The sequence below is a fragment of the Desulfobacterales bacterium genome (assembly GCA_029211065.1).
Lineage (GTDB): Bacteria > Desulfobacterota > Desulfobacteria > Desulfobacterales > JARGFK01 > JARGFK01.
In genome coordinates this window covers 1-15,383 of record JARGFK010000027.1, presented here as the reverse complement: position 1 = coordinate 15,383, position 15,383 = coordinate 1, and the positions used below count along the sequence as shown (strand labels likewise).

Here is a 15,383-nt window from a genome sequence, read left to right as displayed (position 1 = left end):
ATCTATACCGCTTTTCATAATAAAGGTCCGTAACAATGAATGGCGGTATAAGCGGTTGTAGAAAAAAACGTTGGGATAACGGAACGCTTTTTTGACAACCGCTATAAGTAACATACAAAAAATTTCACGCCTGAATTTTGTACCAGCTCGATTCTCACCCATTTTCAACCAGAATATAGGGTCTTAGCATTCAATCGGGCCAATTAAAAGCCATAAGTTAAAACGGCCTATAATTCATATTCATGCTTTTTATGTTGACATTTCAGCCTGCTGATTTTTATTCTGATTGAAATCACAGTCTCAGCAGACAATTCGTATGATAACCTCATCGTTAAGGAGACGCCTTTGGCCCCACGTTTCACATCCATCGACCATGTCATGTCCAGGCTTGCCGATGTCCACTATATTGCCGAACGCTCCCTGGCAACGGTTCTTTTTTTGGCCGACCGCCTGGAGAAGCCGGTTTTCCTTGAAGGCGAACCGGGTGTCGGCAAAACTGAGGTGGCGATTGTTTTGGCAAAAATGTTCGGGACGGAGCTTATCCGGTTGCAGTGCTATGAAGGACTTGATGTCCGTACGTCCCTTTATGAATGGAATTATCCCAAACAGCTCCTGCACATCAGAATGGAAGAAAAGGGCGAGAAGATCAGGGAAGAAATTGAACAGGCCATTTACAGCCCTAAATTTCTGATTAAACGTCCGCTGCTGGAGGCTATTTTACGGCCGGCCGGCAACACGACGATTCTACTGATCGATGAGCTTGACCGGTCCGATGAAGAATTCGAAGCGTTCTTACTGGAAATCCTCTCTGATTTTCAGGTAACGATTCCCGAGGTCGGCACCCTGGCTGCAAAAACAAAGCCCCTGGTGGTCATCACATCGAACCGAACCCGTGACATCCATGATGCCCTCAAAAGGCGATGCCTGTACCATTGGATTGAATACCCCGGCTTTGAAAAAGAATACCGCATCATCACAACCCGCCTGCCCGGCATTGAAGGCCGTTTCGCCGAACAGATAACCGGGTTTATGCAGAAGATGCGAACGGCCGATTTATTAAAAAAGCCCGGCATTTCGGAAACACTGGACTGGGCCCGGGCGCTCTTGGCGATGCACAAAGACCATCTGGACGAAGAGATTGTTTTGGAGACCCTGGGTTGTATCTTGAAATATCACGAGGATATCCAAAAATTTAAAGAGGAGATATGGGCCGACCATGACCAGCGGTCCGAATTCATTTGATCCCATCAAAGAAAAAAATCCGGGGGGGTTGACGGAAAAGATTATCCGGTTTTCCGATTTTCTCAACCGCCGCGGTTTTAAAGTGTCGCCCAGCGCAACCCGGGATGCCGTTTGCAGCTTGTTGGAAATTGATCCGTTTATCCGGGAAGATTTCTTCTCTTCGCTGCGCTCGAACCTGGCTAAAAATAGAGAGGAATGGCATCAGTTTGCCGATTGCTTTCACGCATTCTGGGACGAGCCGATGGGTGCGCCGGACCCCACCCCCATCACCGGATTCCCTGAAGCCCCCCCCATGGATCAACCGGCAGCCTGCGAAACCGATCTTCAGTCCGTTGTCGGAGAGCTCTCAGCAGATACAAGCGCCGATCATAGCGGAGCCGACCATGAAACCTCATACAGCCCACTGCCGGCTGTTGAAAAAAAAATCACGTCCTGTTTCGACAAAGCCGACATTCCCTCTGCAGAACGCGCCATAAAAAATATTCTCAACCCTTTCAGGCCCTTCCCATCCCGCCGTTTTAAAAAGACACGTAAAACGGCGGATATCGACTTTCCCAGCGTCATGCGGCGCAGCCTGAAATATGACGGCCTGCCGCTGGCGCTTTATTATAAAACGCGCAGAAAAAAACTCAAACGCGTGGTGTTCCTCATCGATGTCAGCGGCTCCATGGACCGTTACGCCCGGATGGTCCTGCCACTTATCCCCAGCCTCAGAATGGTCGGCCTTAAATCGGAAATATTTGTTTTTTCCACCGCTTTGGTTAACATCACCGCTATTGTCCGAAGGTTGCGTATCGAACAGGTGATGGATACCATCTGCCGGCATGTCCCGGATTGGTCGGGGGGAACCCGCATCGGCCAATCCCTGCACCAGTTTAACCAGGATCAGGGCCGACAGCTTTTAAGCCGGCGGACCGTGGTGGTTATTTTAAGCGACGGCTGGGACCTGGGGGAAAAGGATTTGCTGCAGCATGAAATGCAGCGCCTGCGACGCAGGGCCAACCGGATCATCTGGATAAACCCCCTGGCCGGGGACCCGGATTATCAGCCTCTTTGCCAGGGAATGAAAACAGCCCTTCCCTATATCGACTACTTGCTGCCGGCCGACAGTCTGAAAAATCTCAACAAGACGGCGCATCTGATGGCCCGGATCATATCCCGCTGATTTTGCGAAGTTCTCGAATTAATCACGGAATGGTTTGAAACAAAGGCCAGGCCGCTCATGCAAGCTGGCGGATTGTTCCCGAAAAGGGTATGAAACTGTTTGAGGGGCTTAGTGAACGTTAGGCCGAACAGATGTGTCACCTTCTCTCGTAGCACTCATCTCACTCGATTTGCCCAGAAAAAAATCTCAACTGTAAGATCCTGTTCGGCCTTACGGTCACTTAGACCCGAGTTTTTCATGCCCTTTTCGGGGATAATCCGACAGCGATTCAATTCTCTTTTGGGGCAGATAGTCCTCATTTAATCATCGTAAAAAGGCCCGTACTTATCCCTCAGTTCCCTGTATTTTTCGAGCCAGTCCTTTCCAAACTGCGATTCATAAAAATCCTTGAGGCGATAGAACCATTTAAAGGGCTTTTTGGGGTTCATCTGCGCCTGGAGAAAATCCGCCAGATAAAAAGCGATATCCGTCATTTTTTCTTTGGGTAGGTAAGCCTTGGCGCCGGCCAAAATGGATTTGGCGAAATTGTCCGGACTCAGTGCATGCGCAGTCAGCATCAGGGATGGAATCCCTTTTTTATTGGCGATATCCAGCAGGTCATACCCCTTAACCCCCATGATGTCGAATACGGCAGCGTCATACTCGTTCTGGTCAAGAAGCGTTCGGGCTGATCTAAAATCGGTTGCCGTATCAATCAAGCACGTATCCAGCAACTCTTTTAAAGTGTCCAGCACGTCCGGTTCATCATCAACGATCAGAAGTTTTTTTCCCTCCAATATTCTGGTATCCGTCATGTGCTCCCCCTTTTGCAGACGCCCCCAAGTTGGTTAAACATGGTTGTTTATATTTTCGAATTTTGGTCATTTGAATTTGCCCTTCGAGTTGGCTCAGGGCGGTGAGTCAGCCGAACCGTTTGAAATTTGACATTTGGAATATCAATATGGGAATGAAATTCCAACAAAGATAACCCTCATAGGGTCGGATATTGCCTTACGCACGCCTGGCCGCACATGATTCCCTAAAGAACTTTACGTCCTCCGAAACGCTCCAGCCACTTGGGAATAACCTCCTTGTTGAAAACGTTGTCCGGAACCTCGCCCCTTAAAGCGCTGAACATCGAACGGGTTGCCCATTCGATCCCCGGTTTCAGTCCGCTGTTCAGGTTCGAAGTCACCATGTGGAGCGACAGCAGCACCTTGTGTCCCAGCTCGCGCAGCAATGAATCCGGCGGCAGGGGCTCGTTCTGGAATACATCCAGCCCGGCTGCCGCCAGTTTGCCGTTTTGCAGGGCCCTTATCATGGCGTCCTCATCGATTACCTGCCCCCGCGCGGTGTTCACCAGGATCGCATCCGGTTTCATCAGCCCCAGCTCCCTCGACCCGATCATCATACGGGTCTCCTCGGTCAGGGTGACATGCAGGCTGACAATATCGGATTCCCGCAGCAGGGTATCGAGATCGACCCGTTCGGCGTTACAGAGAACAAAGCGCGAAAGGTCCACATAGGGATCACAGGCCAGGATCCGAACCCGCCAAGGCCCCAGCAGTTCGGCCAGACGGCAACCAATTCTTCCCAACCCGATGATGCCCACCGTCAAACCGGCGTAACCGTCCTGCCGCCTTCCGATATATCGCCCCTGGAGCGCCGGATCGCGCCACTCACCCCGCTTGACGGCCTCATCCCTTTCACGCGGTTTTTTCAGCAGCGTCAGGATGATCGCCAGAGTGCCTTCGGCAACGCCGCTCCAGTTGGCCTCCGCCGGGCAGTGGGTCACCAGGACACCCCGTTCGGTTGCGGCCGTCAAATCAACGTCATCCACCCCGATCGTCGTCTTTGCGATGATGCGAAGTTCGGGCGCACTGGCCATGATCCGGGCTGTGATGGGACTGCTGCGGATGGACGTGCCGGAAAGGGCGTCGGCCCCCTTTGCCATCTCGCACATATCTTCCTCGTTGTTCCCCATGGGTGTATGCCAGGACGCATCCCCTAAAACAACATCGCAACCGTCGGACGCCATCTGGCGGTAGGTTTCGCCGGTGGGATCAGCCGGAGAGAAAATAAAGACCTTGGGTTTCAGCATGTTTGGCCCCCTCTCAAACGGGATAGGTGCAAAATCTACATTTTCATCTGCGCTAAGTATGAAGAACCATTTCGAGCTGAAATTTCAAAAAACATATCCTTCAGTGCCGCCTACAACCGCACCTTTACGGAATTGGCGTGGGCATCCAGCCCTTCCGTCTCGGCCAGACGCATGATATCCACGGCCTCTTTCCTGAATGCCTCTTTGGAATAGTATATCAGGCTGGTCTTTTTGATGAAATTGTCAACCGACAGGGCCGAAGCGAACCGGGCGGTTCCAGCCGTGGGCAGAACGTGATTGGGGCCTGCAATGTAGTCGCCCACAGGCTCCGGTGTATAATCGCCGATAAAAACAGCCCCGGCATTTTGAATCCGGCCGATCTGCTCCAGGGGATGCTGAATATGAAGCTCCAAATGCTCCGGTGCGATCCGGTTCGCAAATTCAAAGGCCGTCTCGATATCCGGCACGATCATGATGGCGCCGTATGTTTCAAGGGATTTTGCGGCAATGTCTTTACGGGCTAAATTCCGGAGCTGGCTGTCGACAGCATCGGCGACCGCTTGGGCCAGTTTTACGGAAGTCGTCACCATCACGGCCGAAGCAAAACGGTCATGTTCGGCCTGGGACAACAGGTCCGCGGCAATGAACGCCGGCGTTGCCGTGCTGTCTGCAATGATCAGAATTTCGCTGGGGCCGGCGATGATATCGATCCCCACGGTTCCCGCCAGTATTTTTTTGGCGAGGGTTACATAAATATTGCCGGGTCCGACGATGACATTGCATTGCGGTACGGTTTCGGTGCCGTATGCCAGGGCGGCAATGGCCCAGGCACTGCCGATTTTATACACGGCGTCAACCCCGACCTTTTTGGCCGCAGCCAGGATATGCGGATTCACCGCACCATCCTTATCGGGAGGCGTCACCAGTGAAATCTTTCTTACCCCTGCGATTTTGGCTGGAATCGCCCCCATCAACACAGAGGATACCAGGGGCGTTTTGCCGCCGGTACCTCCGGGGACGTAAACCCCGGCCGAGTCCACCGGATTGACCAGCTGTCCCAGCAGCTTTCCCGCATTGGAGGTGTCCAGCCATGATCGGGTCAGTTGCTTTTGATGAAAAGCCTCAATCTGGGCAAACGCCCGATTCAAAGCCCGCATAAAAGGTTTGCCCACTTTTTTGGCAGCTTGTTTAAATTCCGCCGGCGTAACCTGAAGCGATCGGATGTCCAGCTTGGGTGAATCAAATCGATTCGCGTATTTTATCAGGGCCTTATCGCCATTCTTTTCAACATCCGCAATGATGCGGGTGACGGCCGCCAGATCCTTTTTCTTAAACCCCAGGCCCCGGTTCACGATTGCAGCCAACCGCAACTCCGCTGCCTTGGACGGATAATGATACGTTTTCATGAGAGTCGTTTTCGGTTTCATCAATGGTTGCCTCAGCGCAATAAATCTGGTCAGGTTTAAGAAACAGATCCGAAAATTATCAAACATGAACCCGACAAACAGGATTTAGACAAAACAGGGCGGATTGTCAACAACAAGCGCATGTTGTCGTCCGTTGCCGCATCTAAATACTGATTGACTTATCCAGATCGATCTGCTTTAGGAAATAGTTCAATTTTTTGGTACCAACGAATTTAAATCGGGAGTGACGAGATGAAAAAAAACAGGATCTATAATTTTAACCCGGGACCGGCGGCATTGCCCCTGCCTGTTCTCGAAGAAATTCAGGCTTCATTATTAAATTATGCCGGATCGGGCATGTCCATTACCGAAATCAGTCATCGATCCAAATGGTTTGACGATATCGTCAACGATGCCGTTGCCCGAACCCGGCGGCTGCTCAATCTGGGTAAAGACTTCCATGTTGTTTTTCTCCAGGGAGGCGCCAGCCTGCAGTTTAACATGGTGCCCATGAACTTTCTCCCGGATGGAAAATCAGCCGATTATATCAATACCGGCACATGGTCGACCAAAGCCATCAAAGAAGCTGCAGTTCTGGGGAAAGCCGTTAAAGTGATTGCATCGTCCGAGGATAAAAACTTTTCTTATATACCCTCAACGGTTACCGTGAATAAAGACGCGGCTTATGTCCATATCACGTCCAACAACACCATTAAAGGCACCCAGTGGCAAACCTTTCCGGATACCGGCGGGGTGCCGATCATCGCGGACATGTCGTCGGATATGATGAGCCGACCGTTTAAGGCCGCACCGTTCGGACTGATCTACGCCGGCGCCCAGAAAAATATAGGCCCGGCCGGTGTCACTATGGTCATCATCCGGGACGATATGCTCGCCGGGATCCCCGATAAAATGCCGGCGATGCTGTCTTATAAATCCTTTGTTTCAACCAACTCCATGTATAACACCCCGCCCTGTTTCGCGGTATATACGGTGCAGCTCGTATTGAAATGGCTGGAAGAGACCATCGGCGGACTTGCCAAGATGGAAGCGCTGAACCGAAAAAAGGCCAAAGTCCTCTATGACATTTTCGACAGCGGTGACTTTTACCGGGGTACGGCCGAACCCGCCAGTCGCTCTCTGATGAACGTAACCTTCCGCCTTCCCGGCGAAGCGCTCGAAAAAATATTTGTAATGGAAGCAACGCAAAACGATCTGGATGGCCTCAAGGGGCATCGCTCGGTGGGGGGTTGCCGGGCATCGCTCTACAACGCCGTGAGTTTAAACGCGGTTGAAGCACTGTCCGATTTTATGAAGGCATTCGAGCAGAAACACGGATAATTTACGCCACAGACAAATCAAATTCCGCCACGATAAACGTATGGTCCGAAGGCCGCTCCATCAGGCGGGCGTCTTTGTCGATCCAGGCCGACAGGGATTTTTCAGCCAGACTCGGGGTGGCCCAGATATGATCGATACGCCAGCCCAAACCCCGCTTGACCGCATTGGGAATCCGATAGTCCCAGAATGTAAACGCCTTGCCTTCCGGGTTGTGTTTTCGAAATATATCAACAAAGCCCCATTTTTTCAGTATAGAAAGTGCCTGGTGTTCCGCCGGGTGATAACCGATGCTCCCCGTCAAACCCTCCGGATCATAGACATCCATGGGCTCCGGCGCAACATTGAAATCTCCGGTCCAGATAACCGGCAATGCAGCGCTGAAACGGGTCCTGAAATATTGATCCAGACGCTTGAGCCAGTCCAGTTTATAGCGAAATTTTTCCGAATCCGGCGCCTGCCCCTGGGGGACATATGCGTTGACGATATGGAGACCTTCAATCTTGACTGAAACAAGCCGCGTCCCTTCGAATTCAAGGCTGTCGTCAAAGCCGAAGCGAACCTCTTGCGGTGCAATTTTCGACAGGACCGCCACACCGTTATAACTTTTCTCCCCCCGATAGGTGCAATGGTACCCTTTTTCCTTGAATGGCCCGGCCGGAAAATCTGGATCCTGCACCTTGGTCTCCTGCAGGCAAAGGACATCCGGCGCTTCTTTTTGGAGCCAGGAAAGGATCACCGGCAATCGGGCCCGGATTCCGTTGGCGTTAAAACTGGCAAGCCTCACTATTGTCGCCTCTCGTAATTTCAGCTGTGTCGTAATTGTAATATTGATTTGTTTTCTTCACGTCATGCCGGACTCGATCCGGCATCCAAAAGCAGATGGACTTGAAAATGTTCTGGATTCCGGGTCAGGCCCGGAATGACGAAAAATCTTGGAACTCGGCTTTTTTATTGTGACACAGCCTCAAAGAGCCGGGTATTCTCTCTTTGAATAAAGCCCGGGCAAAAACCCTTAGAAGGTCAAAGCGGTTGAAAATTCCTTCCGCCACTGTGCCTCAGCCCCCGATGGCCGACATATGGCTGTTAACGTTTCCGGGGCAATCGTCGGACAGGTGGTGCTCGGAAGGTTTGTGCCGGACGGCATTCAATACAATTTCAGCCAGTTCGTTGTCCGAACAGCCCCTGCGCAGCGGTCCCTTCAGGTCTACCTGGTTGTCCGATAAAAGGCAGGTTCTCAACTGGCCGCTGGCAGTGAGTCTTAAGCGGTTGCAGTGGGCGCAAAAGTGCCTGCTCAGGGGGCGTATAAAACCGACTTCTCCAACGGCATCCCTTAATTTGAACCGTTCGGCCGGGCCGTCAAGTGTCCCTTTTTCGATGGGGATCAACTGACCCAAGGAACCGAGGCGGGCTTTTATCTCCGGCGCCAGCAGGTGCTGCCCGATCTTTGCGCCGGAAGTGCCGATGGGCATGTGTTCGATAAACCGGATATGAAAGGGGTATAAAAAGCTCAATCTGGCGAAATCGACCAGTTCATCATCATTGATGCCTTTAAGTGCCACGACATTGATCTTAATCGGTCCCAGGTCCATCTCATGGGCGGAGAGTATACCCCGCCAGACCTTTTCATACTGATCATGCCCGGTTATTTCCTTATATTTCTGACGGTTTAAGGTGTCCAGGCTGACGTTGATTCTTCGGATGCCGGCAGCCTGGATTCGAACAATATTTTCAGCCAGCAGAACGCCATTGGTTGTCAGGGATATATCGGAAAGGCCGTTGATTTTTTTCAGATCTGTTAGAAAATCGTAAACACCTTTGCGGACAAGCGGCTCGCCCCCGGTGATGCGAACCTTTGCGATGCCCATGCCTGCCCCGATTTTTATCAGGCGCAGGATCTCTTCATATCTTAAAACCTGGTCATGGGACAGCCAGGGAATATCCTCCTGCGGGACACAATACATACACCGGAGGTTACAATGATCGGTGATGGATACCCGCAGATAATTCAGGACCCGGTTGTATGGGTCGATGAGTTTCTGATTCAGCAATGAGACCGCTCCTTTCCAGCAGCAAATTTACCTTGACTTAGCATAAACTAATGCACACCGCACTAAAAACAATCGCCGGCGTTAATGGATATTGAATTTTTCGCGATATTCCGGGATTTCGATCATGGGCGGCCGCTCAACCCCCTCAATTTTAAAAATATCCGCCTGGTACTGCGACTTGACAAGGTTATATTGAATCATTTCGGAATAGGTTGATTTGTTTATTTTGATAAATCCCTGCTTTTCGATACGCCGCGCAAATGTATTCAGAATGACAAAAGCCATTTTTCCCAACGCCTTTATGCCCTGATTTCTGTGGACTCGCTTTTCAAGATCTACCTGGGCCATGACATCCAGCCCCCAGCGTTCATAGATATCCAGTATCATACTGGTTTCTATACCATATCCGATGGGGAATGGAATTTTTTCCAGCACATCCCGGAAACAGGCATACTCACCCGAGAGCGGCTGAATGATTTGAGTCAATTCCGGAAAAAACAGCGAAAAGAGCGGCCGGATGACCAGCTCGGTTACCCGGCCGCCGCCGGTCTGGCGCATCTTTTTTTCCCCGGTGGCGATGGGCCGGTCATAAAACGCCTTGCAAAATTTAATCCCGTCGTAAAGAAGCAGCGGGGCCACCAGCGCATAGACAAACCGATGATGAATATTTTTAATATCGGCATCCAGGTAGACGATAATGTCGCCCCGGGTAACGTAAAGCGCCTTCCACAGGTTCTCGCCCTTACCTCTAAAATGACCCTGCTGCGGCAGGATATTTGCGGCCTCGTAAACATCGGCGCCATATTCCCTGGCAATCTTACGGGTCCGGTCGGTTGATCCGGAGTCCACCACAACAATTTCGTCCAGCAAAGGATATCGCGTCATCAACTCCGACTTCATGATCACGATTTCCTTTGCGATTGTTTTCTCTTCATTCAAGGTCGGCAGGCATAGCGAAATTGTAATTTTCTTTTTTTGTTTTTCCGTCACCAGCCGCTCCAGATCGCGGAACTCGGCGTAGTGGAACGTGTTTTTATTGAGCCAGCTATTGTTCATCGCATACCCCGCTGTCAATCGCCATCAGTATGCCGATCAACTGAGCAATCCCTTTATAGATGGGCGCGATCTTGATGACGGCGTTTTCCAGATGGTAATTTTCCCCCTTGGTAATGCCGATGGTGACGGCCGGTATCTTGTGAAAGAGAAAAATGGAAAGCTCTGTTTCGCTGGAAACGCTGACCGGCTTTAACTCCAGTTTTTTGAGGACTTCGGCGGCGCTTTTCACCAGCGGGTGGTTGAACCTGAGTCGGGCGGCATTCAGGCTGCTGACGGTTCGCAGCTGCAGCTCGACCTCGTGTTCGTGACTGATGCCGTTCTTAATGTCCTTGATATCCCGATAAATGGCTTTGACCATTTTATCGGTATCACTTTGGATTTCAAATCCCAGGATGGCGTCCTGGGCGATCTCCCCATAATCAACGCCGCCGGCGATTTTGCCGATGATGACCCGTGCGCGCGGTTTTTGCGGCAGGCGCATTTTTAAAATTTGATTGATGACTTCATGTAATATCAGGATCGCGTTGGGCCTGAATTTGTGTGTCCATCTGAATGTCGATGGTATGCTGCAGGTGATTTCACATCGCCGCATTCCGTCCGAGTAGTAATTAAGCCGTCCGAGTTCCCCCCCCTCGATGCAGACAGCCCCCCGGATGGGCGTCGGCCAGGTTTTTAAGAGGTTGCGGATGCCGCGAAGATTCCCCTTGCCGATGGATTGAATATCGCCGACCAGGACGATATCCGATTTAAAGCCAATGCCCAATGTGCGCATAATTTCCGGCAAGGACGCCAACACCCCGACGCCGGCGGAATTGTCCAGTATCCCCGGCCCTGAAATGGTCTTTTTTTTGACGGTGAAGTTGTGGTCGACATCCTCACCAAAGAAAGTATCCAGGTGCGCCACCACAAAAATCGGCGGGTTGGCTTCGGAAGTCCCTTTGACAATTCCGATGGGGTTGCCATATGCATCGGTCGTGCATTCATCAACCTGTGCTTCTGCCAGGCGTTCCATAAAAATCCGGGTGCGCTTTTCTTCCTTGAATGTCGGAGAGGGAATCTGGCCGATCAGAACGATATTGGTGATAATAATCTCCTTGATGGCCCTGATGGCATCAACCATGGATGGTAATTTTTCTAAATGGCTGTCCATTCCCGCACCCTCGAATCTGATTTGTGAGCAAGTGTTACAAAATTATCAAAAATCTGTATTAATTGCTGATAGTTTTTTTATACACGATACCTGCGGCAAGGTCAATCTCATCTCTTGATTTAACAAGGTCACTTCACTTAACCAGACAACATTTTGAAATAAATAAGTTTGTTCATTGATGATTTTGTAAAAAGTCGAAAATGCGCCTCTTTCGTCATTCCCGCGAAGGCGGGAATCCAGGAATTTCAGACGGTTCTGGATGCCGGATCAAGTCCGGCATGACAATTGGAATACTTTTTACGAGACCATCTTCATTGGAATTTGGAATTTTGATATTGCTTGAAAATTGAGTATTGTGATTTGGAAGTTGAGTGCCTTAACCGGGAAAGCAAATCGTTTCCATCTGAATCAGTTTAGGCTGACGTTGACGATGCCCTGCTGGATTTTGCGGTTATCATAAAGGACGGAAAAGGCGGGTGATTTCATCCACCTCAAAGGCGGGCCATTCAACCGGAAGACCCTGTCGAAAGGCTTTCACACCTTGGCCTTTCTCCAATATCTCGCCGATGGGGGTTATCCGTATTCCGGCCCTCCGGATACGCGCCAATAGGGTCTCCAGTGCGTTTTTGCGACAACAGATCAGCAGACTGCCGGATCCGATCAGACCCAGGGGATCCAGCTTGAGCAATTTGCAAAGCTTATGGGTTTCGGTGAAAACAGGGATTTTGTCCATCTCGACGCGGATTTCATGACCGCCGGCAATGCTCAATTCATCCAACGCCGTGGCCAGCCCCCCTTCGGTAACGTCATGCATGGCGACCACCCCTTTGCTGCCCCCGGCCAGTCGTGCTTCTTCCAAGACGCTGAGGCTCTCCAGGAAGCCTTTACAGGCGTCGATTTCCTTGTCCGTCAGCCCCTGCCGTTTGAGTTTATCGCCGAACTCGGCGGCAATGATGGCGGTTCCTTCCACGGCAACGGCCTTGCTGAGTAACACCACATCTCCGGTTTGAATGTTGCGTTTATCAATCAAATCTTTTCGCAAAACCGTTCCCGCCAGCATCCCCGTCACCACCGGCCGCAAAACCGCATCGGTAACCTCGGTATGGCCGCCGCACAAGAGGATCCCCCACTGTTGACAGACGGTTTTGAGTTCATGCATGACCTGCCAGATTTGCGAAGCGGTCGTCCCGCAGGGAAACAGCAGCGACGTCAGAAACCAGCGCGGCCGGGCCCCGGATGTAGCAATATCATTGGCATTTATCAGAACGGCGAATCGCCCGATGGAATCCGTAACAAACGTGATGGGATCTGACTTGAGAACAACCACTTCCTCCTTTTGCACATCCACGGCAGTCGTATCTTCACCGATTCCCGGATGGATCAGAATCGCAGGATCCCGGGAAGCGACCTTGCCCAGAAATTCACCCAGGAGTTCATTGGGCAATTTGCCGATCGACAGCGGCAGTCCCGGGCGGATGATTTTTTTCAAATCGGCCAGGCGTGAAATCTTATAATCGCTGGGCGGCATGGCGGGATCCGGTTCGGTTCGATTATCCAGCAGTACCGTGACAGCGCCGGCCTGAAGCCCGGCCTGAATATCAAAGACATAATCTCCCACCATTAACAACTCGGCGGTATTTATCCCAAAAGTCTTAGCAGCCAGCAGGATGCCGTCCGGGTTGGGTTTCGGTCGGACCGGATCGTCCCGGGATATGATCAGACTAAAGTCGGCAGCGTTCAGATGGCTGAAATTCTGCAGCGCCCGCAGGATGGATTCGCGGCCATTGCGGCTGATAATGCCGACCCGAAGGCCCTTGGATCGCAAATAGGAAATTGTTTCTTCCGCACCGGAATTGGGAACGGATTTCTCAGCCCCTTCGATTTCAAACCGGACCAGTTTATCCATTGCTTCCCGGCGGTGATGGGGATCCTTCAGGGTCTCGATATATTCCAGGATGGGTTTGTCGGCGGGGCAGCCGATGGCCTTTTTGATCCTGGTGAAATTCAGGGCCCCCGGCTCGGTCAGCGTGCCGTCAAAGTCGAACAGAACAGCCTTAACATGGAAAGGCTTATGGGGTATCATGAAAGATCTCTATCTGGTTGTCGACGATTTCACGCTATCGCGAACCGGCTGCCGGTGTGAAAATCTTTTCATCAAAATTAAAGGTGCTGAAATAATCGTCAACGGTTTCTGCCCGGCGAATCAACTCCACCCGACCGTCGACCCGCAGTAAAAGCTCCTGGGGCCTCAGTTTGCCGTTGTAATTAAACCCCATGGCATGCCCGTGTGCGCCGGTGTCATGGATAATGAGGATGTCGCCCTCGGTTATTTCCGGCAGATCCCGCTGGATCGCAAACTTATCGTTGTTCTCACAGAGCGACCCCACCACATCCACGGTCACTCGTTTGGCGCTATCTTCCTTCCCCAGGACACTGATGTGGTGATACGCGCCGTACATGCCGGGTCGCATCAGGGCCGACATGCAGGCATCAACCCCGATATATTTCCGGTATATGTTTTTGTGATTGATCGCTTTGGTCACCAGCACCCCGTGGGGTCCGGTCATATAGCGGCCGCTTTCAATAAACAGCTTCGGCATATAACCGTTCTGCTCACCGAATCGATGGAACCTCTGCGTAATCTCCTTTGCCATAACATCTATATTGAGCGGTGCATCCATTGGTTTGTAAGGGATGCCGAAACCGCCGCCGATATTTAAAAACTCAAAACGGATGCCGAGTTCGTTTCCGATCCACCCGGCCAGTTCCAAAATCATTTCAGCGGTCTGCACCATATAAACATAATTGAGTTCATTTGAGGCCAGCATGGTGTGAAGACCGAACCGTTTTGCCCCCAGGGCCCGGGCATCCCGGTAGGCAGCCAGGATCTGTTCATGGCTGACGCCGTACTTGGCCTCAACCGGATTGCCGATAATCGAATTTCCGGTTCGTAGGGGACCCGGATTGTATCGAAAACAGATGAGCTCGGGCATTTCCGGCACCTTGGGAATCAGCGATACATCGTCCAGGTTCAGAATGCATCCGCCATCTGCGGCTGCAACCCTGAATTCTTCCCTGCTGGTATTGTTGGACGTCAACATGATGTCTTCGCCATATCCCCCGACTTTTCGGCTCAGCAGGATTTCCGGAATCGAACTGCAGTCGAACCCGAACCCCATGTTTTCCATAATCTTTAAGATACTCGGATTCGGGAGAGCCTTTACGGCAAAGAACTCCCGAAACCCTTTTATCCCGGAAAAGGCCTTTGTAAGCGACTCGGCAGTGGCGCGGATACCGGCCTCATCATAAATATGAAAAGGGGTTCCGAAATGGGCGCTGACCGCCGCTAAAACAGGAAAAAGGCGGTCCTTGAACTGATCCGTCATGGGCATAGCGTATCTTCTCCTTAACTAAAGTATTCCTTAAAGCTCTTCCATATCAAACTCTTTAAAATCAAACCAGTAGCCTGTATGGCTGATATAGTCCAGCTCAGCCTGGACGATCGCAATGTGCCCGGCTTCGATTTCCAGAAATCGAGCGAACATCTTTCGACCTTCCGCCTGCATCTCAGCAACCATCTGTTCGTAAAAAAAGTTTTTGAATTTTGGTTTCATATGAAATGGCTGTTTTGATGGCCTCTTCCAGCGTCATGATTTTTCTCCCCTTTGTTGCAATGAGTTCCGGAGCGGTTTTGGGATCGTTTTAATGCGAATTTTTATCATGTATATACAAAGTCCTTGAGTGTCAATATTTTATAATCGGGCGGTTGACCGGCAGCCCCCTTGTATTTCCCGACTAAAATGTGTACTTTATTCAAAAACTGGGTATGCAGTTAACTCAACCGCCCACTATATGTAGAGGGTTACCTCCAATAATCATTTGGCGCGACACAGGC

The 15,383-nt window shown here is 51.1% G+C and carries 13 protein-coding genes; 3 read left to right on the top strand and 10 right to left on the bottom strand.

Features of this window, described 5'->3' with window-relative positions:
- Nucleotides 1-345: 345 nt before the first annotated feature.
- Both P1P89_08010 and P1P89_08005 read left to right on the top strand, forming a co-directional pair.
- Nucleotides 346-1,242, top strand: a complete 897-nt coding sequence (locus P1P89_08010; protein ID MDF1591441.1) for a MoxR family ATPase — start codon at nucleotides 346-348, stop codon at nucleotides 1,240-1,242.
- On the top strand, nucleotides 1,217-2,407 hold the full coding sequence (locus tag P1P89_08005) for a VWA domain-containing protein (protein MDF1591440.1): 1,191 nt from the start codon (nucleotides 1,217-1,219) through the stop codon (nucleotides 2,405-2,407). The genes P1P89_08010 and P1P89_08005 overlap by 26 nt, the downstream gene beginning before the upstream one ends.
- A gap of 299 nt (nucleotides 2,408-2,706) precedes the next feature.
- On the opposite strand, the gene P1P89_08000 is transcribed toward P1P89_08005, so the two are convergent.
- The 3 genes from P1P89_08000 to hisD form a co-directional block, all read right to left on the bottom strand.
- On the bottom strand, nucleotides 2,707-3,201 hold the full coding sequence (locus P1P89_08000; GenBank protein MDF1591439.1) for a response regulator: 495 nt from the start codon (nucleotides 3,199-3,201) through the stop codon (nucleotides 2,707-2,709).
- Between the two features lie 224 nt (nucleotides 3,202-3,425).
- Nucleotides 3,426-4,487, bottom strand: coding sequence for an NAD(P)-dependent oxidoreductase (locus tag P1P89_07995; protein MDF1591438.1), 1,062 nt, complete (start codon nucleotides 4,485-4,487; stop codon nucleotides 3,426-3,428).
- Between the two features lie 110 nt (nucleotides 4,488-4,597).
- Nucleotides 4,598-5,893 (bottom strand): histidinol dehydrogenase, encoded by a 1,296-nt coding sequence (gene hisD, locus P1P89_07990; GenBank protein ID MDF1591437.1) that lies wholly within the window; start codon nucleotides 5,891-5,893, stop codon nucleotides 4,598-4,600.
- A gap of 252 nt (nucleotides 5,894-6,145) precedes the next feature.
- On the opposite strand from hisD, the gene serC reads away from it, so the two are divergent.
- On the top strand, nucleotides 6,146-7,234 hold the full coding sequence (gene serC, locus P1P89_07985; GenBank protein ID MDF1591436.1) for a 3-phosphoserine/phosphohydroxythreonine transaminase: 1,089 nt from the start codon (nucleotides 6,146-6,148) through the stop codon (nucleotides 7,232-7,234).
- Between the two features lies 1 nt (nucleotide 7,235).
- On the opposite strand, the gene xth is transcribed toward serC, so the two are convergent.
- The 7 genes from xth to P1P89_07950 form a co-directional block, all read right to left on the bottom strand.
- Entirely contained in the window at nucleotides 7,236-8,018 is a 783-nt protein-coding gene (xth, locus tag P1P89_07980) for an exodeoxyribonuclease III (protein ID MDF1591435.1), read from the bottom strand.
- Between the two features lie 271 nt (nucleotides 8,019-8,289).
- Nucleotides 8,290-9,282: a GTP 3',8-cyclase MoaA gene (gene moaA / locus P1P89_07975; GenBank protein MDF1591434.1), complete on the bottom strand. Its 993-nt coding sequence runs from the start codon at nucleotides 9,280-9,282 to the stop codon at nucleotides 8,290-8,292.
- Nucleotides 9,283-9,363: 81 nt separating this feature from the next.
- Nucleotides 9,364-10,338, bottom strand: a complete 975-nt coding sequence (locus tag P1P89_07970; protein MDF1591433.1) for a glucosyl-3-phosphoglycerate synthase — start codon at nucleotides 10,336-10,338, stop codon at nucleotides 9,364-9,366.
- Nucleotides 10,328-11,488, bottom strand: coding sequence for a M20/M25/M40 family metallo-hydrolase (locus P1P89_07965; protein MDF1591432.1), 1,161 nt, complete (start codon nucleotides 11,486-11,488; stop codon nucleotides 10,328-10,330). The genes P1P89_07970 and P1P89_07965 overlap by 11 nt, the downstream gene beginning before the upstream one ends.
- A 454-nt stretch (nucleotides 11,489-11,942) precedes the next feature.
- Nucleotides 11,943-13,571: an HAD-IA family hydrolase gene (locus P1P89_07960; GenBank protein MDF1591431.1), complete on the bottom strand. Its 1,629-nt coding sequence runs from the start codon at nucleotides 13,569-13,571 to the stop codon at nucleotides 11,943-11,945.
- 34 nt (nucleotides 13,572-13,605) lie between these two features.
- Entirely contained in the window at nucleotides 13,606-14,880 is a 1,275-nt protein-coding gene (locus tag P1P89_07955) for a diaminopimelate decarboxylase (GenBank protein MDF1591430.1), read from the bottom strand.
- A gap of 30 nt (nucleotides 14,881-14,910) precedes the next feature.
- A complete protein-coding gene (locus P1P89_07950) occupies nucleotides 14,911-15,102 on the bottom strand; it encodes a hypothetical protein (GenBank protein MDF1591429.1) in 192 nt (63 codons plus the stop codon).
- Nucleotides 15,103-15,383 lie beyond the last annotated feature (281 nt).

Bases quoted from the DNA above. Each gene is read 5' to 3' on its own strand.
- P1P89_07970 (MDF1591433.1), bottom strand. From the start codon at position 10,338: ATGAACAATAGCTGGCTCAATAAAAACACGTTCCACTACGCCGAGTTC.
- P1P89_08005 (MDF1591440.1), top strand. From the start codon at position 1,217: ATGACCAGCGGTCCGAATTCATTTGATCCCATCAAAGAAAAAAATCCG.
- P1P89_07995 (MDF1591438.1), bottom strand. From the start codon at position 4,487: ATGCTGAAACCCAAGGTCTTTATTTTCTCTCCGGCTGATCCCACCGGC.
- P1P89_08000 (MDF1591439.1), bottom strand. From the start codon at position 3,201: ATGACGGATACCAGAATATTGGAGGGAAAAAAACTTCTGATCGTTGAT.
- P1P89_07950 (MDF1591429.1), bottom strand. From the start codon at position 15,102: ATGAAACCAAAATTCAAAAACTTTTTTTACGAACAGATGGTTGCTGAG.
- hisD (MDF1591437.1), bottom strand. From the start codon at position 5,893: ATGAAAACGTATCATTATCCGTCCAAGGCAGCGGAGTTGCGGTTGGCT.
- P1P89_07965 (MDF1591432.1), bottom strand. From the start codon at position 11,488: ATGGACAGCCATTTAGAAAAATTACCATCCATGGTTGATGCCATCAGG.
- P1P89_07955 (MDF1591430.1), bottom strand. From the start codon at position 14,880: ATGCCCATGACGGATCAGTTCAAGGACCGCCTTTTTCCTGTTTTAGCG.
- serC (MDF1591436.1), top strand. From the start codon at position 6,146: ATGAAAAAAAACAGGATCTATAATTTTAACCCGGGACCGGCGGCATTG.
- P1P89_07960 (MDF1591431.1), bottom strand. From the start codon at position 13,571: ATGATACCCCATAAGCCTTTCCATGTTAAGGCTGTTCTGTTCGACTTT.